This window comes from Streptomyces sp. NPDC031379, assembly GCF_055569615.1.
Map to the genome: position 1 here is coordinate 581,368 of NZ_JBVIIT010000001.1, position 24,929 is coordinate 606,296.

19 protein-coding genes are annotated in these 24,929 nt (G+C 74.0%); 13 read left to right on the forward strand and 6 right to left on the reverse strand.

Features of this window, described 5'->3' with window-relative positions; all coding sequences use genetic code 11:
• Nucleotides 1-152: 152 nt before the first annotated feature.
• Nucleotides 153-1,019, reverse strand: a complete 867-nt coding sequence (locus tag ACZ5CW_RS02710) for an esterase/lipase family protein (RefSeq protein WP_468597694.1) — start codon at nucleotides 1,017-1,019, stop codon at nucleotides 153-155.
• A 224-nt stretch (nucleotides 1,020-1,243) separates the two neighbouring features.
• Here ACZ5CW_RS02710 and ACZ5CW_RS02715 point away from each other — a divergent pair, with 224 nt between their 5' ends.
• On the forward strand, nucleotides 1,244-1,666 hold the full coding sequence (locus tag ACZ5CW_RS02715) for a cobalamin B12-binding domain-containing protein (RefSeq protein ID WP_468597696.1): 423 nt from the start codon (nucleotides 1,244-1,246) through the stop codon (nucleotides 1,664-1,666).
• 194 nt (nucleotides 1,667-1,860) lie between these two features.
• On the opposite strand, the gene ACZ5CW_RS02720 is transcribed toward ACZ5CW_RS02715, so the two are convergent.
• Nucleotides 1,861-3,549, reverse strand: a complete 1,689-nt coding sequence (locus ACZ5CW_RS02720; RefSeq protein WP_468597697.1) for a DUF5691 domain-containing protein — start codon at nucleotides 3,547-3,549, stop codon at nucleotides 1,861-1,863.
• Between the two features lie 223 nt (nucleotides 3,550-3,772).
• Nucleotides 3,773-5,128, reverse strand: a complete 1,356-nt coding sequence (locus ACZ5CW_RS02725; RefSeq protein ID WP_468597699.1) for an SWIM zinc finger family protein — start codon at nucleotides 5,126-5,128, stop codon at nucleotides 3,773-3,775.
• 132 nt (nucleotides 5,129-5,260) lie between these two features.
• On the opposite strand from ACZ5CW_RS02725, the gene ACZ5CW_RS02730 reads away from it, so the two are divergent.
• The 7 genes from ACZ5CW_RS02730 to sucD all read left to right on the forward strand — a co-directional run bounded on the left by ACZ5CW_RS02730 (nucleotide 5,261) and on the right by sucD (nucleotide 15,694).
• The gene (locus ACZ5CW_RS02730; protein WP_468597701.1) at nucleotides 5,261-6,391 is read left to right on the forward strand and encodes an ATP-binding protein; all 1,131 of its coding nucleotides are present in this window, start codon (nucleotides 5,261-5,263) and stop codon (nucleotides 6,389-6,391) included.
• The gene (locus ACZ5CW_RS02735; protein WP_468597703.1) at nucleotides 6,388-9,183 is read left to right on the forward strand and encodes a DUF5682 family protein; all 2,796 of its coding nucleotides are present in this window, start codon (nucleotides 6,388-6,390) and stop codon (nucleotides 9,181-9,183) included. Before ACZ5CW_RS02730 ends, ACZ5CW_RS02735 begins: the two co-directional genes overlap by 4 nt.
• Nucleotides 9,180-10,358: a VWA domain-containing protein gene (locus ACZ5CW_RS02740; protein ID WP_468597704.1), complete on the forward strand. Its 1,179-nt coding sequence runs from the start codon at nucleotides 9,180-9,182 to the stop codon at nucleotides 10,356-10,358. The genes ACZ5CW_RS02735 and ACZ5CW_RS02740 overlap by 4 nt, the downstream gene beginning before the upstream one ends.
• Before the next feature lie 158 nt (nucleotides 10,359-10,516).
• Nucleotides 10,517-11,350 (forward strand): hypothetical protein, encoded by an 834-nt coding sequence (locus ACZ5CW_RS02745; RefSeq protein WP_468597705.1) that lies wholly within the window; start codon nucleotides 10,517-10,519, stop codon nucleotides 11,348-11,350.
• Between the two features lie 138 nt (nucleotides 11,351-11,488).
• Entirely contained in the window at nucleotides 11,489-13,162 is a 1,674-nt protein-coding gene (locus ACZ5CW_RS02750; RefSeq protein ID WP_468597706.1) for a proline dehydrogenase family protein, read from the forward strand.
• Nucleotides 13,163-13,599: 437 nt separating this feature from the next.
• A complete protein-coding gene (gene sucC / locus ACZ5CW_RS02755) occupies nucleotides 13,600-14,781 on the forward strand; it encodes an ADP-forming succinate--CoA ligase subunit beta (RefSeq protein ID WP_468597708.1) in 1,182 nt (393 codons plus the stop codon).
• Nucleotides 14,782-14,809: 28 nt separating this feature from the next.
• The gene (sucD, locus tag ACZ5CW_RS02760) at nucleotides 14,810-15,694 is read left to right on the forward strand and encodes a succinate--CoA ligase subunit alpha (protein ID WP_468597709.1); all 885 of its coding nucleotides are present in this window, start codon (nucleotides 14,810-14,812) and stop codon (nucleotides 15,692-15,694) included.
• Between the two features lie 62 nt (nucleotides 15,695-15,756).
• Here the strand turns inward: sucD and ACZ5CW_RS02765 are convergent, their stop codons facing one another.
• Nucleotides 15,757-16,827, reverse strand: coding sequence for a sigma factor-like helix-turn-helix DNA-binding protein (locus tag ACZ5CW_RS02765; protein WP_468597711.1), 1,071 nt, complete (start codon nucleotides 16,825-16,827; stop codon nucleotides 15,757-15,759).
• Nucleotides 16,828-16,926: 99 nt separating this feature from the next.
• Here ACZ5CW_RS02765 and ACZ5CW_RS02770 point away from each other — a divergent pair, with 99 nt between their 5' ends.
• On the forward strand, nucleotides 16,927-19,047 hold the full coding sequence (locus ACZ5CW_RS02770) for a cell division protein PerM (RefSeq protein ID WP_468597712.1): 2,121 nt from the start codon (nucleotides 16,927-16,929) through the stop codon (nucleotides 19,045-19,047).
• Nucleotides 19,048-19,098: 51 nt separating this feature from the next.
• On the opposite strand, the gene ACZ5CW_RS02775 is transcribed toward ACZ5CW_RS02770, so the two are convergent.
• The gene (locus ACZ5CW_RS02775; RefSeq protein WP_468597714.1) at nucleotides 19,099-19,920 is read right to left on the reverse strand and encodes a hypothetical protein; all 822 of its coding nucleotides are present in this window, start codon (nucleotides 19,918-19,920) and stop codon (nucleotides 19,099-19,101) included.
• 283 nt (nucleotides 19,921-20,203) lie between these two features.
• Here ACZ5CW_RS02775 and purN point away from each other — a divergent pair, with 283 nt between their 5' ends.
• Entirely contained in the window at nucleotides 20,204-20,842 is a 639-nt protein-coding gene (gene purN, locus ACZ5CW_RS02780; protein ID WP_468597716.1) for a phosphoribosylglycinamide formyltransferase, read from the forward strand.
• Nucleotides 20,839-22,404: a bifunctional phosphoribosylaminoimidazolecarboxamide formyltransferase/IMP cyclohydrolase gene (purH, locus tag ACZ5CW_RS02785; protein ID WP_468597717.1), complete on the forward strand. Its 1,566-nt coding sequence runs from the start codon at nucleotides 20,839-20,841 to the stop codon at nucleotides 22,402-22,404. Before purN ends, purH begins: the two co-directional genes overlap by 4 nt.
• Before the next feature lie 129 nt (nucleotides 22,405-22,533).
• Here purH and ACZ5CW_RS02790 read toward each other — a convergent pair whose 3' ends face one another.
• Nucleotides 22,534-23,148 (reverse strand): hypothetical protein, encoded by a 615-nt coding sequence (locus ACZ5CW_RS02790; RefSeq protein WP_468597719.1) that lies wholly within the window; start codon nucleotides 23,146-23,148, stop codon nucleotides 22,534-22,536.
• Between the two features lie 282 nt (nucleotides 23,149-23,430).
• Here ACZ5CW_RS02790 and ACZ5CW_RS02795 point away from each other — a divergent pair, with 282 nt between their 5' ends.
• Both ACZ5CW_RS02795 and ACZ5CW_RS02800 read left to right on the forward strand, forming a co-directional pair.
• Nucleotides 23,431-24,285, forward strand: a complete 855-nt coding sequence (locus tag ACZ5CW_RS02795) for a bifunctional methylenetetrahydrofolate dehydrogenase/methenyltetrahydrofolate cyclohydrolase (RefSeq protein ID WP_468597721.1) — start codon at nucleotides 23,431-23,433, stop codon at nucleotides 24,283-24,285.
• Entirely contained in the window at nucleotides 24,275-24,787 is a 513-nt protein-coding gene (locus ACZ5CW_RS02800) for a DUF3017 domain-containing protein (RefSeq protein WP_468597723.1), read from the forward strand. The genes ACZ5CW_RS02795 and ACZ5CW_RS02800 overlap by 11 nt, the downstream gene beginning before the upstream one ends.
• Nucleotides 24,788-24,929 lie beyond the last annotated feature (142 nt).

Sequence of the window (24,929 nt, forward strand, 5' to 3'; positions counted from 1 at the left end):
ACGCCGGACGCGAGTTTGGCCTTGTGTTCGAAGAATGTTCGATCTCGGGTGACAGTGAGTCACCTGAGCGACGGCTGTGCCGCGCCCTTTCCCTGCCTCTTCGGCCTGCCTCCGGACCGCCCGTCGGGCGAGCCGGCGAGCGGTCCGGTCCGCTAGGCCACCGTCAGACCGTCGGCGAGCCGGTCCCCGGGGTGCACGGTGTCGAGGGCCTCGCGTATCCCGGCCGCCACGGCGGGGTGCACGGGCAGCGCGAGATGCCCGATGCCGCTCACCCGGACGTTCCGCGCGTCGAGGTCGGGGTGCTCCAGACAGGCCGCCTCCAACGGGACCATCACGGAGTCCAGGTCGCTCCAGAAGCTGACGAACCGTGTACGGCAGCCGGGCGCGGGCCGGGCCAGCTCCTCGATCACCTCCGAGCCGGGCCGCATCTGGCGCACGATCGGGTGCGCGTTGGCCAGCGGCGCCACCCGGGTCCCGGAGTGCGGGGTGCCGAGGGTGACGAGGGTGCGCACCCGCGAGTCACCGCCGAGACACTGCGCGTAGTAACGGGCGATGAGCCCACCGAGACTGTGTCCCACGATGTCGACCCGCGTGCTGCCGGTGCGCTCGCAGATCTCCTCGATGTGCCGGCCGAGCAGCTCGGCGGCGGCGCGGATGTCACAGGTCAGCGGAGAGTAGTTGAGCGATTCCACCCGCTGCCTGCCGTGCTGGACGAGACTGCGGCGCAGCAGCACGAACACCGAACGGTTGTCGATGAAACCGTGCAGCAGCACCACCGGCGGACCGGGCCGCACCGGTAGTTGAACGGTGCCGTCGGCGGTCGCCGCGTCGCTCGCCGGCAGACCGGTCGCGCGGCGTTCCTGGGTGAGGCCCGTCGGATACAGCAGGAGATGACCGGCGAGGATCGCGGCCTCCAGGGCGGTCGCCTTGAGCAGCGCCACGGAGAGTCCGGCCAGACTGCCGGGCCACAGACGGCGGCAGAGTGGGAGGAAGAGCGGCGGTATCCCGGTGACCTTCATGGCCGACCTCCTGTCGGCACGCCGGAGGACGGCTCCGTCCCCCGTGTGCCTTGATGTCCCACCATGTGATTTCCCCCTCCCTGCGCGCCGTAAAACTGCCGGTTGCGGGATGCTGGAGATAACGTTCGTTCACTTCGCGACGGGTGGCGGAACGCGCCAAAAGTGCGGTACTTGTCGTTACGGACGGAAGCGATCGCTTCCGGGGTCGTTTGATGGAGGCAGTGATGGGTGTGGCAGCCGGTCCGATCCGAGTGGTGGTGGCCAAGCCGGGGCTCGACGGCCACGATCGCGGGGCCAAGGTCATCGCGCGCGCCCTGCGCGACGGTGGTATGGAGGTCATCTACACCGGGCTCCACCAGACGCCGGAGCAGATCGTCGACACCGCCATCCAGGAGGACGCCGACGCGATCGGCCTGTCCATCCTCTCCGGTGCGCACAACACGCTGTTCGCCGCGGTCATCGAGCTGCTCAAGGAGCGGGACGCCGCGGACATCCTCGTCTTCGGCGGCGGCATCATCCCGGAGGAGGACATCCCGCCGCTGAAGGAGAAGGGCGTCGCCGCGATCTTCACGCCAGGGGCGACGACCGCGTCGATCGTGGAGTGGGTCCGGGAGAACGTCCGGCAGCCGGCCGCGTCCGGCGGCTGAGGAAGCGCCCGCGGCGGGTGTCCGCGCGCCCGCGGCGCCGGAGCGGGTGCCGATGACGGCTGAGTCGGTGGCTGTGGCGGGTGCGGGGGTGTCTGCGGTGACTGAGTCGGTGGCTGCGGAGGGCGCGCGGGTGCCGGTGACGGCTGAGTCGGTGCCTGCGGGGGTTGAGCGGGTGCTGGTGACGGCTCGGGTGCCTACCGCGGTTGAGCGGGTGGGGCGGCGCCGAGTTCGTCCGCCATCTCCGCCCGCAACCGCAGCGTGGTGACCAGTCGCTGGAACGCCTCCGCCCAGTATCCGCCGGCCCCGGGCGACGCGTCCTCCCGCTCGTCCGGTATCGCCAGCAGCGCCTCCAGCCGCGCGGTCTCCGCCGGGTCCAGACAGCGCTCCGCCAGTCCCATCACCCCGCTGAAGCTCCATGGATAACTACCCGCGTCCCGGGCGATGTTGAGGGCGTCCACGACCGCCCGGCCCAGCGGCGGAGCCCAGGGCACCGCACATCCGCCGAGCAGCTGGAAGGCCTCCGACAGGCCATGGGCCGCGATGAATCCGGCCACCCACTCGGCCCGTTCGGCCGGCTCCAGGGCAGCCAGCAGCTTCGCCCGTTCCGCCAGGGAGACCGCCCCCGGCCCGCCCGCCTCCGGCGCCGACGGAGAGCCGAGCAGCGCCCGCGACCAGGCGGCGTCCCCCTGCCGTACCGCCGCCCGGCACCAGGCCGCGTGCAGTTCGCCCTGCCAGCCGTCCACCACCGGCAGTGCCACGATCTCCCGTGCGGTCCGTCCGCCGAGCCGCTCCGGCCACGTGCCGAGCGGTGTCGCCTCCACCAACTGACCCAGCCACCAGGACCGTTCCCCTCTGCCCGCGGGCGGTTTGGCCACCACACCGTCCCGCTCCATGCCGGAGTCGCATTCGAGCGGCGCTTCCACCACGATCGCCGGCGAGTTCCCCATGCGGTCCAGGGCCACACATGCCACGGCCCGCAGGGCCATGCGCGTGGCGAGCGCCGAACCCGGCAGCGCCGACAGCAACTCCGCCGCCGTGGTCCGGACGTTGCGGCTGCGGTCGCCCAACGCCTGCTCCAGGAAAGGCTCGTCCTCGGCGGACAGGCCCGCGCGCAGCGAGTCGAGGAACATCAGCCGGTCCTCCGCCCGCTCCGTCGACCAGGTCGAGGTCAGCAGGTCACGCGCGAGCGCGGGCGTACGGACACGCAGCACCCCCAGCAGCGCCACCCGCTCGGCGAACAGCCCCTCCCGCCACAGCAGGCGCACCGCCTCGGCGTCGCCGGGGTCGGGCAGCGCCGCGCCGCCGCCGGGGGCCGCGCGCAGGGCGAACCGCCAGTCCGTGTTCAGCCGAGCCAGCCACAACGCCCGCGGGCCGGCGAACGCCAGCGCCGCCGGACGCAGGTCCGTACGGCCCCGGGCCGCGTCCAGCAGCGCCGGAAGAGTCTGCGGGGGTGCCGCGTACCCCTGCGCGTTGGCTGCCGCGAGCCACTGCGGGAGCAGCTCCATGAGGTCCGGGGAGCTGCCCCGCCGGCCGCCCGCCGTGCCGCCGGAACGGTCGGCCAGCAGCATCGCGAGTCTGCGGGCCGCGGCCGCGGGCAGCGCCGGGCGCGGATCCCCGGGGGCCGGCTCCGGCCGCCGAGCGGCCCGCGCGGCCCGCAGCCCGGCGCGCCGCTGTACGGTCGCCACGGCAGCCGCGTCCAGCAGCGCGACGGGCGCCGTCCGGCCGGACACGCCGTACGCCGGAGGGCGTCGGTCGGTACCCAGCAGGGCGTTGGTGACCAGGTCGTCCCAGGCGGCCGCGGGCGGCTGAGCGGGGTGTGCGGAAGGTGCCGGGGGCGTCTGGGAGAGGTGGGTGGGAGGCGTAGCGGCTGGGGTCTCGTTCATGACCGCCCCTTCCTGGAGGTGTGTCCGAGCGGCCGCCGGGTGCGCGTGCCGGTGCGGTCGGCGGCCTGCCGGATGCGCGCGCCCATGCGGTCGGCGAGTTGTGAGGTGTGGCCGGTGGTGTGGTTCGCGGGCCGCCCGGGGTGGCTGTCGGTGGGGCTCGTGGGCTGCCCGGTGCGGCTGCCGGCGCGCCGGGCGCGACCCCTGACCTGCGAGGGCGGCCGGGTCAGCACAGCGTCACCGCCTCGCCCGCACCCTCCGGCCAGGCCGTGAGCGGGGTGAAGCCACGGTGGCCGCACTCGCCGAAGACCGTGACGGGAGCGCCGCCGGACAGGGCGACCAGGCGCCACAGGCCGGGACGGGACCGGGCGGCCCGGGACAGCGGCAGGGCCGAGTCCGTGTCGGCGTCGGCCAGCTGCCACAGGTCGCCGTCCGGGACCGGTACCACCCGGTCCAGGGTCACCGGGACCGACTCCAGCCAGGGGTCGTCGCGCAGGGCCTCGCCGTACGCTGCCGCCGCCTCGGCCGTGGTCACGCCCGGGGGCCGGAACGCGGCCGGTGCGGGCGGGGCGAACAACTCGCCCAGGGCGGCCCGGGACCGACCGGCACCCGGGTAGGCGGACAGCTCCGCATCGAGGGCCAGGCCGACCGGCAGGGCCTGCTCGGGCGCCCGGCCGGCCGCACCGTAGGAGAGGAGCAGCCGAGTGTGGCCCGACACGGCACCGTGCAGCCATATCCGGCGCGTCGTCAGCTTCGGGTCCACCGTGTCGTACTGGGCGAGGACCAGCCAGCGGTCGCGCACGGGCGGGCCGTCCGCCGACGCGGGCAGGCCGAGCCGGGAGCGGACGGTGGCCGCGAGCGCGTCCGGCAGCCGGTCGCGGCGCAGCCAGCCCTGGTCGAGCAGGTGCAGCAGCGCGCACTCCTCCAGCAGCCGGGCCGGCCAGCCCGCCCCCGATGCCGGGATCGCCCCCAACTCCCTCACCCGGGCCGCCAGTCCGGGAGCCTGCGCGTCGACCATGCGGGCCGCCGTCTCGTCCCACAGGCCGTACCCCGCCTGCTCGGCCGCGGCCAGGCCGCCGCGCAGCAGGTCGGCCAGGCGCTGCTCCAGCTCTGTGGCGCCCGCCGTGACCCGCTCGGCGCGGCGCTCGGCCCGGCGCCGAGCCGCCTCCGGATCGGCGGACCCGGTCGCGGAACCCCCTTCGACCGCCGTCCGCTTGGTCTCGGCGCGCCGGCGTCTGCCCGACAGCCACTGCTCGGCCCAGCCCGGCGGCTGCGCGGACGCCGGTACGAAGCCGTCGTCGCCCGCCCACAGCAGGAGCAGACCGAGGGCGTGCTTGCACGGGAACTTACGGCTCGGGCAGCTGCACTTGTACGCCGGCCCGGCCGCGTCGGCGAGGTCCACCACCGTCTGGTAGGGCCTGCTGCCACTGCCCTTGCACAGCCCCCATAGCGCCCCCTCTCCGCTGCCCGCCTCGGACCACGGCCCGGCCGTGCCGAGTTTGCTTCCGGCCTTGCGTGACGCGGCGTCAGGCGCCAGTGCCAGCACCTGGTCCGCGGTCCAGCGCACCCCCTGCTCAGTCATGCCGACGACGGTAGGTCCCCCCACTGACAATCGCCCCGGCGAGCGTGTCCGTGCAGGTCAGAGCGATTGTCAGTGGCGTGGTGCACGGTGGATGCCAGATCCGAACCGGCCGAGCTGGAGGGGGCCTCAGCCATGTCTGTGTCCGTGCAAACGACGACCGCCGAACCGAACCGCGAGGAGAGCGCCCAGGCGTTGCGGCCGCACGCCGAGCACGCCTTCGCCGCCGAACTCGCCGCGCTCGCGGCGCAGGACGACCGCCCCCGCCCGGCCCGCTGGAGGCTGTCACCGTGGGCGGTGGCGACGTACCTGCTCGGCGGCACCCTGCCGGACGGCACGCTGATCACACCCAAGTACGTGGGCCCGCGCCGGCTCGTCGAGGTCGCCGTCACCACGCTCGCCACCGACCGCGCCCTGCTCCTGCTCGGCGTGCCCGGCACCGCCAAGACCTGGGTGTCGGAGCATCTGGCGGCCGCCGTCAGCGGTGACTCGACCCTGCTCGTGCAGGGCACCGCCGGCACCCCGGAGGAGGCGATCCGGTACGGCTGGAACTACGCGCGGCTGCTCGCGCACGGACCGAGCCGGGACGCCCTCGTCCCCAGCCCCGTCATGCGCGCCATGGCCGAGGGGATGACGGCCCGTGTGGAGGAGCTGACCCGCATCCCGGCCGATGTGCAGGACTCGCTGATCACGATCCTGTCCGAGAAGACCCTGCCCGTTCCGGAGCTGGGCGAGGAGGTGCAGGCGGTCCGCGGCTTCAACCTCATCGCCACCGCCAACGACCGCGACCGGGGCGTCAACGACCTCTCCAGCGCGCTGCGCCGCCGCTTCAACACCGTGGTGCTGCCCCTGCCGGAGAGCCCCGACGCCGAGGTCGACATCGTCACGCGCCGCGTCGAGCAGCTCGGCCGCTCCCTCGACCTGCCGGCCACGCCCGACGGCATCGAGGAGATCCGCCGGGTCGTGACCGTCTTCCGCGAGCTGCGGGACGGCGTCACGGCCGACGGACGTACGAAGGTGAAGTCGCCCAGTGGCACGCTGTCCACGGCCGAGGCGATCTCCGTCGTGACCAACGGCCTCGCACTCGCCGCACACTTCGGTGACGGGGTGCTGCGGCCGGGCGATGTCGCCGCCGGCGTCCTCGGCGCCGTCGTCCGCGATCCGGCGGCCGACCGGGTGGTCTGGCAGGAGTACCTGGAGACCGTCGTCCGCGAGCGCGAGGGCTGGACGGACTTCTACCGCGCCTGCCGCGAGGTGAGCGTATGACCGGTTCCGGCCGGAGCGCGGTCCACGCCTTCGGTCCGCTGCTGCTCGGTGTGCGGCATCACGGGCCCGGGTCCGCGCGCGCGGTGCGGGCCGCGCTGGATGCCGCCCGCCCCGCCGTCGTCCTGATCGAGGGTCCGCCCGAGGCCGACGCGCTGATCCCGCTGGCCGCCGACCCGGAACTGCGGCCCCCGGTCGCCCTGCTCGCCCACGCCGTGGACGAGCCCGGCCGTTCGGCCTTCTGGCCGTTCGCCGAGTTCAGTCCCGAATGGGTGGCCGTCCGCTGGGCCCTGGAGCACGGAGTCCCGGCCCGCTTCATCGACCTGCCGGCCACGCACACACTCGCGTGGGAGGAGAAGGAACTCGCGGGGGAGGAGACGGCGGGGTACCCCGCCGCCCGGAGCCGGGTTCGTGTCGATCCGCTCGGTGCGCTCGCGGAGGCCGCCGGGTACGACGATCCCGAGCGCTGGTGGGAGGACGTCGTCGAGCACCGGGGTCCGGGCGAGCACGATCCTTTCGCTCCGTTCGCCGCGCTGGCCGAGGCCATGGGGGCGCTGCGCGAACGGTTCGGCGTCGGCGGAGACTCCAGGGACGCCGTGCGGGAGGCGCACATGCGGCTCCGGCTGCGCGACGCCCGCAAGGAGTTCGGGGACGCGGTGGCCGTGGTGTGCGGGGCCTGGCATGTGCCGGCGCTGCGCGAGAAGACCACCGTCGCCGCCGACAGGGCGCTGCTCAAGGGGCTGGCCAAGGCCAAGGTGGACCTGACCTGGGTGCCGTGGACGCATCGCCGGCTGGCCCGGTCCAGTGGATACGGCGCGGGCATCGACTCACCGGGCTGGTACGGGCACTTGTTCCGGGCCCCGGACCGGCCGGTCGAGCGCTGGCTGACCAAGGTGGCCGGGCTGCTGCGCGAGGAGGACCGGATCGTCTCCTCCGCGCACGTCATCGAGGCCGTACGGCTCGCCGACACCCTGGCGGCGATGCGCGGCCGCCCGCTGCCCGGCCTGGGCGAGACCACCGACGCGGTGCGCGCGGTGATGTGCGACGGCTCGGACGTGCCGCTGGCGCTGGTGCACGACCGGCTGGTGGTCGGGGACGTCCTGGGTGAGGTTCCGGAGGCGGCTCCCGCGGTGCCGCTGCAACGCGACCTCGCCCGGCAGCAGCGCTCGCTGCGGCTCAAACCGGAGGCGCTGGAGCGGGAGCTGGAACTGGACCTGCGCGGTGACACCGACGCGGGCCGCAGCAGGCTGCTGCACCGGCTGCGGCTGCTCGGCGTCCACTGGGGCGAGCCGGCCGAATCCCGGGGGAGTACGGGCACCTTCCGGGAGACCTGGCGGCTGCGGTGGGAGCCGGAGCTGTCGGTACGGGTCGCCGAGGCGGGCGTGTGGGGGACGACCGTGCTCGCCGCGGCGCAGGCCAAGGCCGAGACGGACGCGACCGCCGCGCGCGCCCTGGCCGAGGTCACCGCGCTCGCCGAGCGGTGCCTGCTGGCCGGGCTGCCGGACGCCCTGCCCGTGGTCATGCGGGTGCTCGCCGATCGGGCGGCCCTCGACACGGACGTCGGCCACCTCGCGCAGGCCCTGCCCGCACTGGTCCGCTCCCTGCGCTACGGCGACGTGCGCGGCACCGACACCGGCGCGCTGACCGAGGTCGCGGCGGGCCTCGCCGAGCGGATCTTCGTCGGCCTGCCCCCGGCCTGCGCCGGTCTCGACACGGACGCGGCGCAGGAGATGCGCGGGCACGTGGACGCCGTGCACACGGCGGTGGGACTGCTGTCGGAAACCCTGACCAGCGCCTCCGCCATGGGCCACGGCGAGGCCGGCGTCCCCGCCCCCGGACGCGGTGAGGCCGGCGCCTCGGCCCCGGGCCACGGCGAGGTCAGCGCCTCAGCCTCAGCCACCGCACAGGGTGAGGCTGGCGCCCGGGCCCCCGGACATGGTGAGGCCGGCACCCCGACCCCGGGCCACGGCGAGGTCAGCGCCTCAGCCTCAGCCACCGCACAGGGTGAGGCTGGCGCCCGGGCCCCCGGACGTGGTGAGGCCGACGCCTCGGCCCCGGGCCACGGTGATGCCGGCGCCTCGGCCTCGGGCCACGGTGAAGTCAGCGTCTCCGCCCCCGCACACGCCGAGCCCGGCACCCCGGCCCCCGCACACAGCGAGCCGGGCGTCTCCGCCCCCGCACACGCCGAGCCCGGCGCCCCGGCCCCCGCACACGGCGAGGCCGGGGACTCCGGTGCGGGGCGGGGTGGACTGCGAGGGCGTTGGCGGGGGGTTCTGCGGAAGTTGTCGCTGCGGGACACCGTCCCCGGTGTCGTTCGGGGCCGGGCCGTGCGGTTGCTGCTGGACGAGGGGGAGCTGGATGCCGAGGAGGCGGCGCGGCTGATGGGGCTCGCGTTGTCGCCGGGGACACCGCCGGCCGACGCGGCCGCCTGGATCGAGGGCTTCGTCGGCGGCGGGGGCGGCCTGCTGCTGGTGCACGACGAACGGCTGCTCGGCCTGGTCGACGCCTGGCTGACCCGGGTGCCGGCGGAGGCGTTCACCGACGTCCTGCCGTTGCTGCGGCGCACGTTCTCGGCCTACGAGCCGGGGGTGCGCAGAACCCTCGGCGAACTGGTCCGGCGCGGACCGGGAGAACGCGCGGCACGCGACGGCCGGGGGACCACGACTCCCGGCTTCGGCGCCGAACCGGACACCGAACGGGCCGACGCCGTGCTGCCGGTGCTGCGGCTGCTGCTGGGCCTGGCGGCCGAGCACGAGACCACCGACGACATCAGCCTTGCGGGAGTGGGCACATGACCACGGAAGCACCACTGACGGACGCGCACGACCCGGCCCGGGAACGGCTGCGGCGCTGGCGGCTGGTGCTCGGCGGCGACCAGGCCGACGGCACCGGATGCGCGCTGTCCGGCCGGGACGCGGCGATGGACGGCACACTGGCCGCGCTCTACGGCAAGGGGGACAAACCGCAGCCGGGGCGGGACCGTTCGGCCGGGCTCGGCGCCTCGGCGCCGTCCGTGGCGCGCTGGCTCGGAGACATCCGCACCTACTTCCCGTCCTCCGTCGTCCAGGTCATGCAGCGCGACGCCATCGACCGGCTCGGGCTCTCCTCCCTGCTGCTGGAGCCGGAGATGCTGGAGGCGGTCGAGGCCGACGTGCATCTGGTCGGCACCCTGCTCTCGCTCAACAAGGCGATGCCGGAGACGACCAGGGAGACGGCACGCGCGGTCGTCCGCAAGGTGGTCGAGGACCTGGAGAAGCGGCTCGCGACCCGCACCCGCGCCACCCTCACCGGCGCCCTGGACCGCAGCGCCCGCATCAGCCGGCCCCGCCACCACGACATCGACTGGAACCGCACCGTCGCGGCCAACCTCAAGCACTACCTGCCCGAGCACCGCGCGGTCGTACCGGAACGGCTCATCGGGTACGGGCGGGCCGCGCGGTCCGTGAAGAAGGAGGTCGTCCTCTGCATCGACCAGTCCGGGTCGATGGCCGCGTCCGTGGTCTACGCGTCCGTGTTCGGGGCGGTCCTCGCCTCCATGCGGTCGATCAGCACCCGGCTGGTCGTGTTCGACACGGCGGTGGTCGACCTCACCGACCAGCTGGACGATCCGGTCGACGTGCTCTTCGGCACCCAGCTCGGCGGCGGTACGGACATCAACCGGGCGCTCGCCTACTGCCAGTCGCAGATCACCCGGCCCGCCGAGACCGTGGTCGTGCTGATCAGCGACCTCTACGAGGGCGGCATCCGTGACGAGATGCTCAAGCGGGTGGCGGCGATGAAGGCGTCCGGAGTGCAGTTCGTGGCACTGCTCGCCCTGTCGGACGAAGGAGCGCCCGCGTACGACCGGGAACACGCGGCGGCGCTCGCCGCGCTCGGCGCACCCGTCTTCGCCTGCACGCCCGACCTCTTCCCGGCGGTGATGGCGGCGGCACTCGAGAAGCGGCCCCTGCCGATACCGGACACCGTGTGACGCCGGGCAGGAAAGAGGCAGGAACAGGGACATGACTACCCATCGGTAACAGGGGGCTTGCGCTACCTCGGGCAGGCCGTGCGAGGATCGACGCCTCCCGTGCCGACCCGAGGAAGCTCCGTCTCTTGACCTTGCCTGCCGCTCTGTTCGGTACCGCTGTGCGCGTACTGCGTACGGCGGCCGGGCGGCGTGCGCTGCACCTCGCCCTGCTGGTCGGCGGACTGTTCATGGTCGGGTTCCTGTGCGGGGAGCAGGCACACGCGGCCGAGGGCACGCCGGCGGGTCCGGTGAGCCAGCCGGCCGGACACGAGGACGCGGCGCGCACCGTGCGCACGGTCACCCAACGGGTCGTCACCCCCGTCCGGGGCGTGGCACGAACGGCGTCCGACACGGTCGAGGACACGCGGGCCGCGGTGCAGAACCTGCCCGCCACGCCCCCCGTGCCCGCCACGCCCTCCGTGCCCGCCACGCCCTCCGTGCCCGCCACGCCCTCCGTGCCGTCCGCACCTTCCGTGCCCTCCGTTCCTCTGCCGGAACTCCCCGGAGTCTCCGAGCAGCCGCCCGTGCATCCGCTGCCCGCGCCGTCCACGCCGGAGCCCCGGCCGCACCGGAACGGCAGCACGGCACCGGCGGCGGACGGCAAGGCCGGCCAGGCCCGCACCGAGGCGCGTACCCACGTACCCGCACGGCCGTCGGCCACGGCGTACGGACCGGGCCTCGAGCCCCCGGCCGTGCCTCAGGTCCCGGCGGACCGGACCACCCGTCACACCACCGCACCCTTCGAGTCCCCCGAGCAGCCCGCGCCCACCGGAGACCCCGACGGCGTCCTCGGCAAGCAGGCGGCCGACGGCACCGCGTCCCGTCACGGTGACGCGCACGCCGTCACCCCCGACGGCCGGGCGCCCCTGCGGCTGCTGCCCGGCACCGCCGCGCGCGTCGACGCGCCGAGGACCCGGGAACGGCACCGGGACATCCCCGTCTTCCCCGGCTAGGCCACAGGGCCGACCTCCCCGCCACAGACCTGTCGCGCGGGGGCGGAACAGGTCTGCCCGCTCCGCCGGACCGCCGGCCTCTCCGGCGCGTCCCGGACGGAAACCCCCTAGCCGTTCTCCGAAGGACTTGACGCACGCATGAACAAGAACATCCGCCGCTCCATCGTGATAGCCGCCGGTGTCACCGGCGCATGGGCGCTCGGCTCGGCCGTGGCCAGCGCCGACGAGCTGTCCACCCCGGCGCTCTCCGTACCGGACGCCGACAGCGGCGCCGGCCTCGGCATCGTCACCGACACGGTCTCCGGCCTGACCGACACCGTCGACGGCACCCTCACCGACGTCCATGACACCGTCTCCGGCCTGACCGGGACGGCCGCGTCGGCCGCCTCGACCGTCCCGGCCGTCTCGGACCCGGCGGCCGAGGCCCGGCAGCAGGGCGGCACCGTCACCGGCACGGCCGGCCAGGCCCGCCACCACGCCGAGGCGAAGACCCCGGCCGCCGCGAAGATCCGGGGCGGCCAGGCCATCCACGGCGCCCGCGCGGCCCGGACCGCCCAGTCCCGGGCCGAGGGGACCGCGCAGCACACGCGGGCGGCCGGCGACGGACTCGCCGGCGGGACCACGGCAAGGGCCGCCCGGGCCGTCGAGGCGGTCCAGCCGGCCGCCCACCTCGCCGCGTCCGCCGCCCAGGACCAGATCGACTACCTCTTCGGCCCCCTCTCCTCCTTCGCCCCGGAGGTGGAGGAGGCCCTGGCCGCCGCCCAGACGAGGCTGCGGGCCACCCAGTCGGCCGCGCACCGGCGGGCCGGGGGCATCCAGGGTGCCGCGCGCACGACGGCACAGCAGACCGTGGCCGGGGCGCAGGGCCGGACCGCCGGTGCGGCGGGCCTCGCGCACGGTGAGGCGGCCCGGGCGACCGGGGCCGCGCAGGCCACTGTCGCCGGCGTGCCCGCGCACGTCACCGGCACGGCCGCCGGCGTCGAGGAGCGGCTCGTCGGCACGGTGCGCACCGTGCCGGGCACGGTCACGCCGGTCGTCGACGAGACGGCCGGCGTGGTCGTCCCGCCGGTGGCGTCCGCCGCCGTGGACGGCGCCCTGCCGGTGGCCGGGCATGCGGTGGCGGGCGTGCACGGGGTCGCCACCGGCGCCCTCGCCGACGCGCGGACCTACGCCACCGGCCTGGCCGGGCAGGTGGCCCCCGACGCCGTGCACGCCGTGCTGCCGCCCGTCGCCGGTACGGCCGTGCACGGTGTCGTGCCGGTCGCCGGGCAGGCCGTGGCGGACGCGGGGACGCTCGCGTACGGCGTCGTCGGTGACGTGCGGCCCTTCGCGGACGGTGTCGTGGGCGCCGTACCGCCGCTGGCCCACGGCGTGACCGGGAGGACCGATGCGTTCGCGGAGGGCGTGGCCGGGCAGGTGCCGTCGTTCGCCACCGGAGTCACCGGCACCGTGCAGCCGGTCCTGGACACGGTCACCGGGACCGTGCGGCCGGTCGTGGACGGTGTCGGCGGCAGCGCGAGCGGGCTGGCGTACGGCGTGACCGGCGACGCGCGGCACTACGCGGGCGGGCTCGCCGACGAGACCGGGCCGCTCACGCGGCAGGCCGGGACGCTCGCGCAGGACCTCGGCGGGACCGCGCAGGCCACCGGCGGCCCGCTGGCCGGGCATGCGGTCGCCGGAGCGCAGGGAGCCGCCCGGTCCGTCGTCCCGGGCTACGCCCAGGACCTTTCGGGCCACGCCCAGGATCTTCCGGGCTACGCCCAGGACCTTCCGGGGTACGTGACGTACGCCCAGGGAACGCAGCGGGCCTGAGGGCCCGCCACCGGCTCCGCGGGGGCGAACGGACCCGGACGGCCGAACGCCGTCGGCGCGTCCGGCCGGACCCCCGCGGGAAGGGGCGGGTGGTCCCCATTGGGGTGGGGATCAACCGCCCCGGGCCCCCCAGGGGCCCGTCCAGAGGCCTCACCGGGTCAACCCCAGCCCGGTGAGGCCTCGCACATCGCCCCTACGTCACCCATATGTCGGCACGCCGTGCCAGTAATCCCGGCATCATGTGACAGGTATCACCGCTCATGTGTGACCCTCGATTTAGGGAGCCCGCGCAAGCGGCGATAACCTGCGAGACGGACATGCCGCGCGCTCGGACACCGTGTGCGCTTCCCCTGTGACCCATGCGGACGTCACGTTGCCCTTCGCGGCACGCCCACGCATCCAACGAACCGCGAGATCACTGATAGGGACGGAAGCGCGTGGACCTGTTCGAGTACCAGGCGAGGGACCTCTTCGCCAAGCACGATGTACCGGTGCTGGCCGGTGAAGTCATCGACACGCCTGAGGCGGCGCGCGAGATCACCGAGCGGCTGGGCGGCAAGTCCGTCGTCAAGGCGCAGGTGAAGGTCGGTGGTCGCGGCAAGGCCGGTGGCGTCAAGCTGGCCGCCTCCGCGGACGAGGCCGTCGCCCGTGCGACGGACATTCTCGGCATGGACATCAAGGGCCACACGGTCCACAAGGTCATGATCGCCGAGACCGCTCCGGAGATCGTCGAGGAGTACTACGTCTCCTTCCTCCTCGACCGTGCCAACCGCACCTTCCTCTCCATCGCCTCGGTCGAGGGCGGCATGGAGATCGAGGAGGTGGCGGCCACCCGTCCGGAGGCCGTCGCCAAGATCGCGATCGACGCCATCGACGGCGTGGACGAGGCCAAGGCCCGCGAGATCGTCGCGGCCGCCAAGTTCCCGGCCGAGGTCGCGGACAAGGTCGCGAACGTCCTGATCAAGCTGTGGGACACCTTCATCAAGTCGGACGCCCTCCTCGTCGAGGTCAACCCGCTGGCCAAGGTCGCCTCCGGTGAGGTCATCGCCCTCGACGGCAAGGTGTCGCTCGACGAGAACGCCGAGTTCCGCCACCCCGAGTACGAGGAACTCCACGACAAGGACGCGGCCAACCCGCTCGAGGCCGCTGCCAAGGCGAAGGGCCTCAACTACGTCAAGCTCGAGGGCGAGGTCGGCATCATCGGCAACGGCGCGGGTCTCGTCATGAGCACCCTGGACGTCGTCGCCTACGCCGGCGAGAACCACGGTGGCGTCAAGCCCGCCAACTTCCTGGACATCGGCGGCGGCGCCTCCGCCCAGGTCATGGCGAACGGCCTGGAGATCATCCTCGGCGACCCCGACGTCAAGTCGGTCTTCGTCAACGTCTTCGGTGGCATCACCGCCTGTGACGAGGTCGCCAACGGCATCGTCCAGGCCCTGAAGCTCCTGGAGGACCGCGGCGAGAACGTCAGCAAGCCGCTGGTCGTCCGTCTCGACGGCAACAACGCCGAGCTGGGCCGGCAGATCCTCACCGACGCCAACCACCCGCTGGTGCAGCGCGTCGACACCATGGACGGCGCGGCGGACAAGGCCGCCGAGCTGGCCCACGCCGCCAAGTAAGCACTCAGGACGAGGACACCAACACACCATGGCTATCTGGCTCAACAAGGACAGCAAGGTCATCGTCCAGGGCATGACCGGCTCCACCGGCATGAAGCACACCAAGCTCATGCTCGGTGACGGCACCCACGTCGTGGGCGGCGTGAACCCGCGCAAGGCGGGCACCTCCGTGGACTTCGACGGCAACGAGGTACCGGTCTTCGGCACCGTCGCCGAGGCCATCGAGAAGACCGGCGCCAACGTCTCCGTCATCTTCGTGCCGGAGAAGTTCACCAAGGACGCGGTCGTCGAGGCCATCGACGCCGAGATCCCGCTGGCCGTCGTGATCACCGAGGGCATCGCCGTGCACGACACGGCCGCCTTCTGGGCGCACGCCGGCAAGAAGGGCAACAAGACCCGCATCATCGGCCCGAACTGCCCCGGCATCATCACCCCGGGCCAGTCGAACGTCGGCATCATCCCGGGCGACATCACCAAGCCGGGCCGCATCGGCCTGGTCTCGAAGTCCGGCACGCTGACGTACCAGATGATGTACGAGCTGCGTGACATCGGCTTCTCGACGGCCGTCGGCATCGGTGGCGACCCGATCATCGGCACCACGCACATCGACGCCCTCGCCGCGTTCCAGAACGACCCCGAGACCGACCTGATCGTGATGATCGGTGAGATCGGTGGCGACGCGGAGGAGCGGGCCGCGGCCTTCATCAAGGACAACGTGACCAAGCCGGTCGTCGGCTACGTCGCGGGCTTCACCGCGCCCGAGGGCAAGACGATGGGCCACGCGGGTGCCATCGTCTCCGGCTCCTCCGGCACGGCCCAGGCGAAGAAGGAGGCCCTCGAGGCCGCGGGCGTCAAGGTCGGCAAGACCCCGACCGAGACCGCCAAGCTGGCTCGGGAGATCCTCTCCGCCTGAGCTTCCTGATCGACCGTCGATGGGCCCGCTCCCCTGGCTGGGGCGGGCCCATCGGCGTGCGTTCACCGCAGCTCCGGCACCAGCCGCTCCGGACCGTTCGCCGCCTCTTTGTGCAGCTTCGCCCGCAGCGACTGTTCCGCCCTCGACAGCGGGCCCATGGCGGCGGGCGGCGGAACCCCCTGTACCGCCCGCGCCGGAGCGATCGGCGGCTCGTAGTGCGTCGGCGCCGTCCGCAGCGTCAGTGCCGTCGAGCCGATGATCGCGACCGTGAAGGCGATGGCCGCACGGGTCCAGAACACGTTCCGGCGTTCGCCGCAGGTGCGCACCACCGTCGGCCTGCCGGCGAGCAGTCGCTCCGAGGAGGCCAGTTCGGCCAGGCGCCGGTGCAGCACGGCGGGGTCGGCCAGCGCCGGGATCTGCGCGGCCACGACCTGGCGGGCGTGCGTCAGCCGGCTGGCGGCCGCCGGTGTGCTGGCCTCCGTCTCCGCAGCGGTCTCCGGCAGGTCGAGGCCCACCCCGTCGTAGAGGACGAGGGTGCGCCGGTACGCCGGCGGCAGCTCGAGCAGGGCATGCAACAGGGCACGGTCGGCCGGGTCGGCCGGTGGAGGCTCGGGGTGCCGGTACCGGGGACGGAACCGGTGCCAGGGGGAGAGCGCGCAGTCGTACGCCATCGCCCGCACCCACCCGGCCGGGTCCCGGTCCTGGGCCACCTCGGGCCAGCGCTGCCAGGCCAGCTGGAAGGCCTGCTCCACGACCTCGCGGGCCAGCTCCCGGCGCCCGGTGAGCAGATAGGTCTGCCGTACGAGGGCGGGGGCGCAGAACGCGTAGAGGGCGTCGAATGCCTGAGCGGGCGTCAGCGGCTCGGGCGGGCCCGGCGCGGGAGCGTGTCCGGGGCGGCAGGCCTTCCCCGGCGGTTCCTGACCGGCCGTCGGCCGGGCGAGCGTGGTCAGCAGCCGGGTGTACGCCGCGCCGGCGCCTCCGTCGGGGATGCGGCGGCCGGACTCCCACGCGCGCACCGTGGCGCGGCTGACGCCGAGCCGTGCGGCGAGCTGAGTCTGCGTCAGCGAGTGGGACACGCGCAGGCGTCGGCGTTCCTTCGGCAGTGGCAGCGAGGTGGCAGAACTCTGCGTCATCACCATGCACCCTTTCGTACGAAAAAGAACATAAACGTATATTGAGCGACACTTCGGAGGTTCGCCTGTTACGACGGGAAAGCGCGTGTCGTTGGGAGCATGGAGTCCGTGACCCAGATGACCGCTCACCGACCGCCGTCGTCGCCTCTGCTGGCCCGGATGCGAGACCGCTCGCCCGGGCTGGCCGCAAGCCTCCTCGGTGGTGCGGTCGCGGCCGGGCTCGGCCTCGGTTCGCTCGCCGTGATCGTCCTGGGGATGTGGGTCAGCTCGCCGTACCCCGACAGCGGGCCGGGCGGCGCACTGCACGTCGCGGCCGCGTTGTGGCTGCTGGGGCACGGGGTGCAACTGGTCCGCACCGAGACGCTGTCCGGCGCGCCCCTGCCGGTGGGCGTGACCCCGCTGCTGCTGCTCGCGATGCCGGTGTGGCTGCTGTACCGGGCGGCGCGCGACGCGTCGGACGTCTCCGCCGATCCCGACGGGCCGCCGCCGGTGCCGGCGCTCACGGTGTGGACGGGGGTGGTCCTCGGCTACCTCGGCGTCGGCGGCGCGGCCGCGATGTACTGCTCCAGCGGCGAACTGCGTCCCGTGTGGACCTGGGTGACGGGGTGTCTGCCGCTCGTCGCGTCGGCCGGGGCGGGCGTCGGGACCTGGTCGGCGCACCGCCGCCCGGGAGGCCGGCCGCTTCCCGCTCGAGCGGAGCCGAGCGCCCAGGGGGCCGCGCTGAAGATGCTGCCGGGGCCGGTGCGGCGGCTGGTGTGGTCGGCGGGGGCACGAGCGCTGCTGGCCGGGGCCGTACGGGCCGCCGGTGCCGCGACGGCGGTGCTCTTCGGGGGCGGGGCGCTGCTGCTCGGGGTGTCGCTGGTGTGGCACGGCGACGCGGCGCGGGCGTCCTTCCTGCAGCTGACGGAGGGCTGGACGGGACGGCTCGCCGTGCTGCTGCTGGGCTTCGCGCTCATCCCCAACGCGGCGGTGTGGGCCGCGTCCTACGCCCTCGGCCCCGGGTTCGTCCTGGGCGCCGGGCACCTGGTGCACCCGCTCGCCTCCGATCCGGCCCCGCTGCTGCCGCCGTTCCCGCTGCTGGCGGCGGTGCCGGACGCGGGCGCCGGGACACAGCCGAACTGGGCGGCGGTCCTGGTGCCGGTGGCGGCCGGAATGACGGCGGGGTGGTTCGTGGCGCGGGCGGCCGTGCCGCGGCGGCAACCCGGGGAGGCGGCACGGGTCCCCTGGTCGGCCGGCCGCACCGCCGGTTCGGTCCTGCTGACGGCGGTGGTCTGCGCGGCGTTCCTGGGCCTGCTCGCCGAGCTGGCGGGCGGCCCGCTGGGCGTGGCCGCACTGACCCGCTTCGGCCCGGTGGGGTGGCGGACCGGGGGTGCGGCAGGGGCCTGGACGGCGGTGTTCGGGATGCCGGTGGCGCTGGTCGTACGGGCATGGCGGCTGCGGAGACGGCGGACCCGGCCCGGCACGGTTCCGGCTCAGGGCACGGAGCCGGCGAGGGCGGTGGCAGGGGCGGACGCGGGTGCGGCCCCGGCGAAGGGCGCGCCGCAGGAGCGGGCACAGGCGAAGTCACCGGCGCAGGCGAAGTCACCGGCGCATGGGAAGGCCCCCGGACAGGGGGAGGCGCCGGCACAAGGGAACGCGCCCGGGCAGGGGACGGGACCGGGGCAGGGGACGGGGCCCGCGCCGACCTCAGGGCAGGGAGAGGAACCGCAGACGGGCTCCGGGGAGGCCGAGGAGCCGGCGACGAAGACCGACGGCGCAGGCAGGTCCAAGGACGAGACCGCCGAGCCGGAGGACGCGACCGAGCCGAAAGACGGCAGCAAGCCGGAGGACGCGACCGAGTCGGAGGACGCCCCCGAGCCGAAAGACGGCAGCAAGCCGAAGGACGGCACCCACTCCGAGGTCCGCGAGCCCAAGGCCCCCAAGTCCAGGGCCCCCAAGGAAAAGGCATCCGGCCGGCCGGGCGTCGTACCCGCCTTGTCCGGCGCCGCCGAGGACGAGCCGTACGAGATCCTGCCGGCCGACGACCCGTTCACCCCCGACTGGCACGACGAACTCGCGCGTGCCTCCCGCTGGGCGGCCCTGAGAGAGGCCGCCGCCTCCCGTGACGCCTCCGGCGGGCCGTTGCGGCAGCCGTCGGCCCCGGAGGACCCGCCTCACGCCCCCGGCACACCACCGCCTGCGCCCCGGACCGGCCCCGCGGACCCGGAGCCGAGCCCCTGAGCCGTGCCGCCGGTCGTCTCGCGGCGCCGCCGACCGGTCCCGAGCGTGATGTCAGTCGTTCCCCACGCCCAGCACGCCCCGCAGCTCCTTCGGCAGGAGGCTCTCGCAGGACTGCTTGGCCTCGTGGGTGAGGGCGTCGTCGACGCAGGTGTAGTAGTCGCGGTAGACCAGCTGGACGGTGAAGGTCGAGGCGACCAGAACCAGCGCCAGGGACGCCGTGACCAGGCCGCCGATGGCCGCCGTCGTCTGCGGCCGGCCACCGGGGGGCGCCGGGGCGGCCGGGCCGGCCGGAGTGTCCGGGTCCGGGGTGCGCGGCTTGGCGCGCAGCGCGCTGATGCCCCAGTACAGGGCCAGCGCGCCCAGCAGCAGGGCCACGTACGGCCAGCTGAACAAGACGAAGAAGACCGCCCACATGCCCGACAGCAGGGCGTACCGCGCGCGCCGCTGGGCGGGGTCGGTCGGGTCCCAGCGCATGCCGGGGCCGGCCGGTCCGCCGGGCTGCTGGGGACCGCCGCCGGGCCGCTCGCCGAACCCGCCGGGGGCGCGGCCGGGCTGGCGGTCGCTCCACTGGCTGCCCCAGGGGGACCCGCCCCCCGGGCCGGAGCCCGGACCGTGGCCGGAACCGGAACCGGAGCTGTGGCCGGAGGATCCCTCGGGGTGGCGGGGCTGCCAGGGGCGGTCCGGGGTGCCTTCCGGCGGCGGCGCGAACGGATTGTCGTCCTGCTGCTCGCCGCCCCGACCGTCGCCGTCCCGCCCGCCCCGGGGTGCCTCGGGCGGCGAGGCCGGCCGCTCCCGCAGCAGCACGGCGCCACGCTCGCCTCCCTGGGCCGGGGGCGGCGGGAACGTGAGGAGTCGCAGGCTGCGATCGGGCATCAAAAGAGCGTCTTCCCCTAGATGGCTACGGCTGTCCGGCGTGAGCTTCCACCCCGTGAACGCACCGCACGACGACCGCGTTCCCGAGGCTGCCCCTTCTCGATTCCCTGCGAACGCTACCTTCCGGCCACGCCCCCGTCCCGTGGGGGCTGTCCGCAGTGCCGGTATCGTTGCTGACGGTCGGCCGCTTCGTAGACTTCCCCGTATCGGGAGATGCGAAGCATTCGTGCGAAGGTACAAGGCGCCGGCTGGACACATCGCCACCCCGAGAAAGGGCCCCATCGTGGCCGCCACCCCCGCCGGCCCAGCGGTCAAGCGCCTCGTCGTGCTGGTCTCCGGATCCGGTACCAACCTGCAGGCGCTCCTGGACGAGATCGAGCGCACCGGAGCCGAGTCGTACGGCGCCCGGATCGTCGCCGTCGGGGCCGACCGCGACGGCATCGAGGGGCTCGCCCGCGCCGAGCGGGCCGGGCTGCCGACCTTCGTGCGGAAGGTCAAGGACCACGGCACCCGCGAGGAGTGGGACGTCGCCCTCGCCGAGGCGGTGGCCGCGTACGAGCCGGACCTCGTGGTCTCCGCCGGTTTCATGAAGATCGTCGGCAAGGAGTTCCTCGCCCGCTTCGGCGGGCGGTTCGTGAACACCCACCCGGCGCTGCTGCCCAGCTTTCCGGGGGCCCACGGGGTGCGTGACGCGCTCGCGTACGGCGCCAGGGTCACCGGCTGCACCGTCCACTTCGTCGACGACGGCGTCGACACCGGGCCGATCATCGCCCAGGGCGTGGTCGAGATCCGGGACGAGGACGACGAGAGCGCGCTGCACGAGCGCATCAAGGAAGTCGAGCGAAGGCTGCTCGTCGAGGTCGTGGGGCGGCTCGCCCGCAACGGCTATCGCATTGAGGGACGAAAGGTAGTTATCCAGTGACCGCCGAGAGCAACAAGCGGGCCATCCGTCGCGCGCTCGTCAGCGTCTACGACAAGACCGGTCTCGAGGACCTCGCGCGCGGGCTGCACGAGGCCGGTGTGGAGCTGGTCTCCACCGGGTCCACGGCCGGCCGGATCGCCGCCGCCGGCGTCCCCGTCACCAAGGTCGAGGACCTGACCGGCTTCCCCGAGTGCCTGGACGGCCGGGTGAAGACGCTGCACCCGAAGGTGCACGCGGGCATCCTCGCCGACCTGCGTCTCGACAGCCACCGCGAGCAGCTCGCCGAGCTGGGCGTGGAGCCGTTCGACCTGGTCGTCGTCAACCTCTACCCGTTCCGGGAGACCGTCGCCTCCGGCGCCTCGCCCGACGAGTGCGTGGAGCAGATCGACATCGGCGGCCCCTCGATGGTCCGCGCGGCGGCCAAGAACCACCCGTCCGTCGCGGTCGTCACCGACCCCGGCGCCTACTCCGCGGTCCTCCAGGCGGTCAAGGAGGGCGGCTTCACGCTGGAGCTGCGCAAGCGGTTCGCCGCCCAGGCCTTCCAGCACACGGCGGCCTACGACGTGGCCGTCGCGAGCTGGTTCGCGAGCGAGTACGCCCCCGTCGACGAGTCGCAGTTCCCCGACTTCCTCGGCGCCACCTGGGAGCGCAAGAACACCCTGCGCTACGGCGAGAACCCGCACCAGCCCGCCGCGCTCTACGTCGACGGCACGGGTGCCGGCCTCGCCGAGGCCGAGCAGCTGCACGGCAAGGAGATGTCGTACAACAACTACACGGACACGGACGCCGCCCGCCGTGCCGCGTACGACCACGACGAGCCGGCCGTCGCGATCATCAAGCACGCCAACCCGTGCGGCATCGCCGTCGGCGCCGACGTCGCCGAGGCCCACCGCAAGGCGCACGCCTGCGACCCGCTGTCGGCGTTCGGCGGTGTGATCGCCGTCAACCGCCCGGTCAGCAAGGAGATGGCCGAGCAGGTCGCCGAGATCTTCACCGAGGTCATCGTGGCCCCGGACTACGAGGAGGGCGCTCTGGAGGCGCTCACCAAGAAGAAGAACATCCGCGTCCTGAAGGCCCCGGCCGCGCCCGCCGACCCGGTCGAGGTCAAGGCCATCGACGGCGGCGCCCTGCTCCAGGTCACCGACCGCCTCCAGGCCGACGGCGACGACCCGGCCAACTGGACGCTGGCGACCGGTGAGGCGCTGTCCGCGGACGAGCTGGCCGGGCTGGCCTTCGCCTGGAAGGCCTGCCGCGCGGTCAAGTCCAACGCGATCCTGCTCGCCAAGGACGGCGCCTCCGTCGGCGTCGGCATGGGCCAGGTCAACCGCGTCGACTCCGCCAAGCTGGCGGTGGAGCGGGCGGGCGAGGAGCGGGCGCGCGGTTCCTACGCCGCCTCCGACGCCTTCTTCCCCTTCCCCGACGGCCTGGAGATCCTCACCGAGGCCGGCGTCAAGGCCGTCGTCCAGCCGGGCGGTTCGGTCCGCGACGAGCTGGTCGTGGAGGCCGCGAAGAAGGCGGGCGTCACGATGTACTTCACGGGGACGCGCCACTTCTTCCACTGAGCCGCGTCCGCGGTGCCCTCGGTCCGGTCGTCAGCGGCCGGGCCGACGGCGTCCGCGAACGGCGACCGGGCCGTTCCCCCTGCCGGAAGGGGGAACGGCCCGGTCGGATGTGCCGTCCGTCGTCGCCGCTCAGTAGCGCGGGCGGTTGAACCAGGCCGCGCCGGACGGGGTGATCATCGCCGCCGCCATGATGCCGCCGAAGCCGATCCACAGCAGCGCCCAGATCAGCGCGGCGCTGGAGTTCGCGTCGGCCGCGCCGATCAGGGCCAGGACGCCGACGAGGGCGCCCAGGATGCCGTAGACCATCGTGGTGATGCGGATGCCCTGACCGCCACGGGACATCTTCACGCCCAGCGTGATCGACAGCGCGGCGAGTCCCAGGGCGAGCAGCGCGAGGACGAGGATGATGCCGGCCCCGTCGTGGCCGATGTCGGAGAAGCTGTTGTCGCCGAAGGTGTCCTCACCGGCGTTGGAGGCGTCGTTGAGCGTCGCGGCGCCGAACAGGAGGAAGATGCCGCCGATGACCTGCGTCGCGGCCACGATGTAGAGCAGGACCCGCGCGGTGGTCACCAGACCGGGCATGGTCTGCGGCATCATGTTCGCGACCGGGTAGCCGGGGTACGCCGGCTGCTGGGGGTAGCCCTGCGGCGGGATTCCGGGCTGCTGCGGGTAGCCGTAACCGGGACCGGTGGGCGGCTGGGGCGGCGGCGGGCCGTACGGGTTGTTCGGGTCGCCAAAGCTCATGGCGGTCTTCCTCCGTTGCTCAAGTGCGGGGACGACGCGCGGCACGGTTCGGAGGAGAGTTCTACAGATGCGGTCCGTCCCCCCGGCACTGCCCGCGGCACTGTGTACTCATCGTTCTTTAGGGGACTCTTACTTGTCCAGCCGGAAACGTCGGGTGTTGTGCAAGTGCAACATCATTGATCATGAGATGGCACATCCAGGACCGCCTCGTGACAGAGGCGGGGCGAGGCGTGCGGACACCCGGATTGGAACCGGGGACGGTTCATCCGCGAGGATGGGGACATGACCGCCCAGATTCTCGATGGCAAGGCCACCGCAGCCGCGATCAAGTCCGATCTGACCGCCCGCGTGGCGGCGCTGAAGGAGAAGGGCGTCACGCCCGGCCTCGGCACGATCCTGGTCGGGGACGACCCCGGCAGCCAGAAGTACGTCGCCGGCAAGCACCGCGACTGCGCGCAGGTCGGAATCGCCTCCATCCAGCGCGAGTTGCCCGCAACGGCCACGCAGGAGGAGATCGAGGCGGTCGTCCGCGAGCTGAACGAGGACCCGGCCTGCACCGGCTACATCGTCCAGCTGCCGCTGCCGAAGGGCATCGACGAGAACCGCATCCTGGAGCTGATGGACCCGGCCAAGGACGCGGACGGCCTGCACCCGATGAACCTCGGCCGGCTCGTCCTGAACGAGCCCGCGCCGCTGCCCTGCACCCCCAACGGCATCCTCACCCTGCTGCGGGCCCACGGCGTGGAGATCAAGGGCGCCGAGGTCGTGGTGGTCGGCCGTGGCGTGACCATCGGCCGCCCGATGCCGCTGCTGCTCACCCGGCGCAGCGAGAACGCCACCGTGACCCAGTGCCACACCGGCACCCGTGATCTGTCCGCGCATCTGAAGCGGGCCGACATCATCATCGCTGCGGCCGGCTTCCCGCACCTGATCCGCGCCGAGGACGTCAAGCCGGGCGCGGCCGTCCTGGACGTCGGTGTCTCCCGCAACGCCGAGGGCAAGATCGTCGGCGACGTCCACCCGGACGCGCTCGAGGTGGCCGGCTGGATCTCCCCGAACCCCGGTGGTGTCGGCCCGATGACCCGGGCGCAACTGCTGGTCAACGTGGTCGAGGCGGCGGAGCGCAGTGCCGGCTGAGGACACCCGTGGGCAGACGGGACCGACGGTCCGCGCCGCGGCCGGCGCCCGTGACGCCGAGGGGGGCCGGCGGCGGAGCCTCCGCCGCTTCCCGCGCGGAGGGTCCGGAGGGTTCCCCGCCGGAAGAAGGGCATGGCGCACCAAGGACACCGCGCGCCCCGAGGGCGGCGGCCGGGCCGCGCCCGGCGACGCCCCGGCGCCCGCCCGGCAGTGGCCCCTGCTGGTCGTGCTGTCGGCGGTCGGGCTCGGCCTGCTGCTGACCGCGCTGGACGTGTTCCGCTTCGGCACCCTGCTGATCGGCGCCGCGCTGCTGGCCGGCGCGGTCATGCGCTGGACGCTGCCCCGCGTCGGCATGCTCGCCGTCCGCTCGCGCTTCACGGACATCAGCACGTACGGAGTGCTCGGCCTGGCGATCGTGCTGCTGTCGCTGATGGCCCAGCCCCACCCGTTGCTGGAGATCCCGTTCCTGAAGGACACCCTGCACTTCACCGTTGACAAGTAGCGCTGCCGGTGCCGGGGGGGGGGGGGGGGGGGGCCCGGGGGGGGGGGGGGAGGAGGGGCCCCCCCCCCCCCCCCGTGGCAACACACTTTAGCCCCACCTCATACTCCCCCCCCCCAAACCACACCTCGCGCCCCACCTGTCC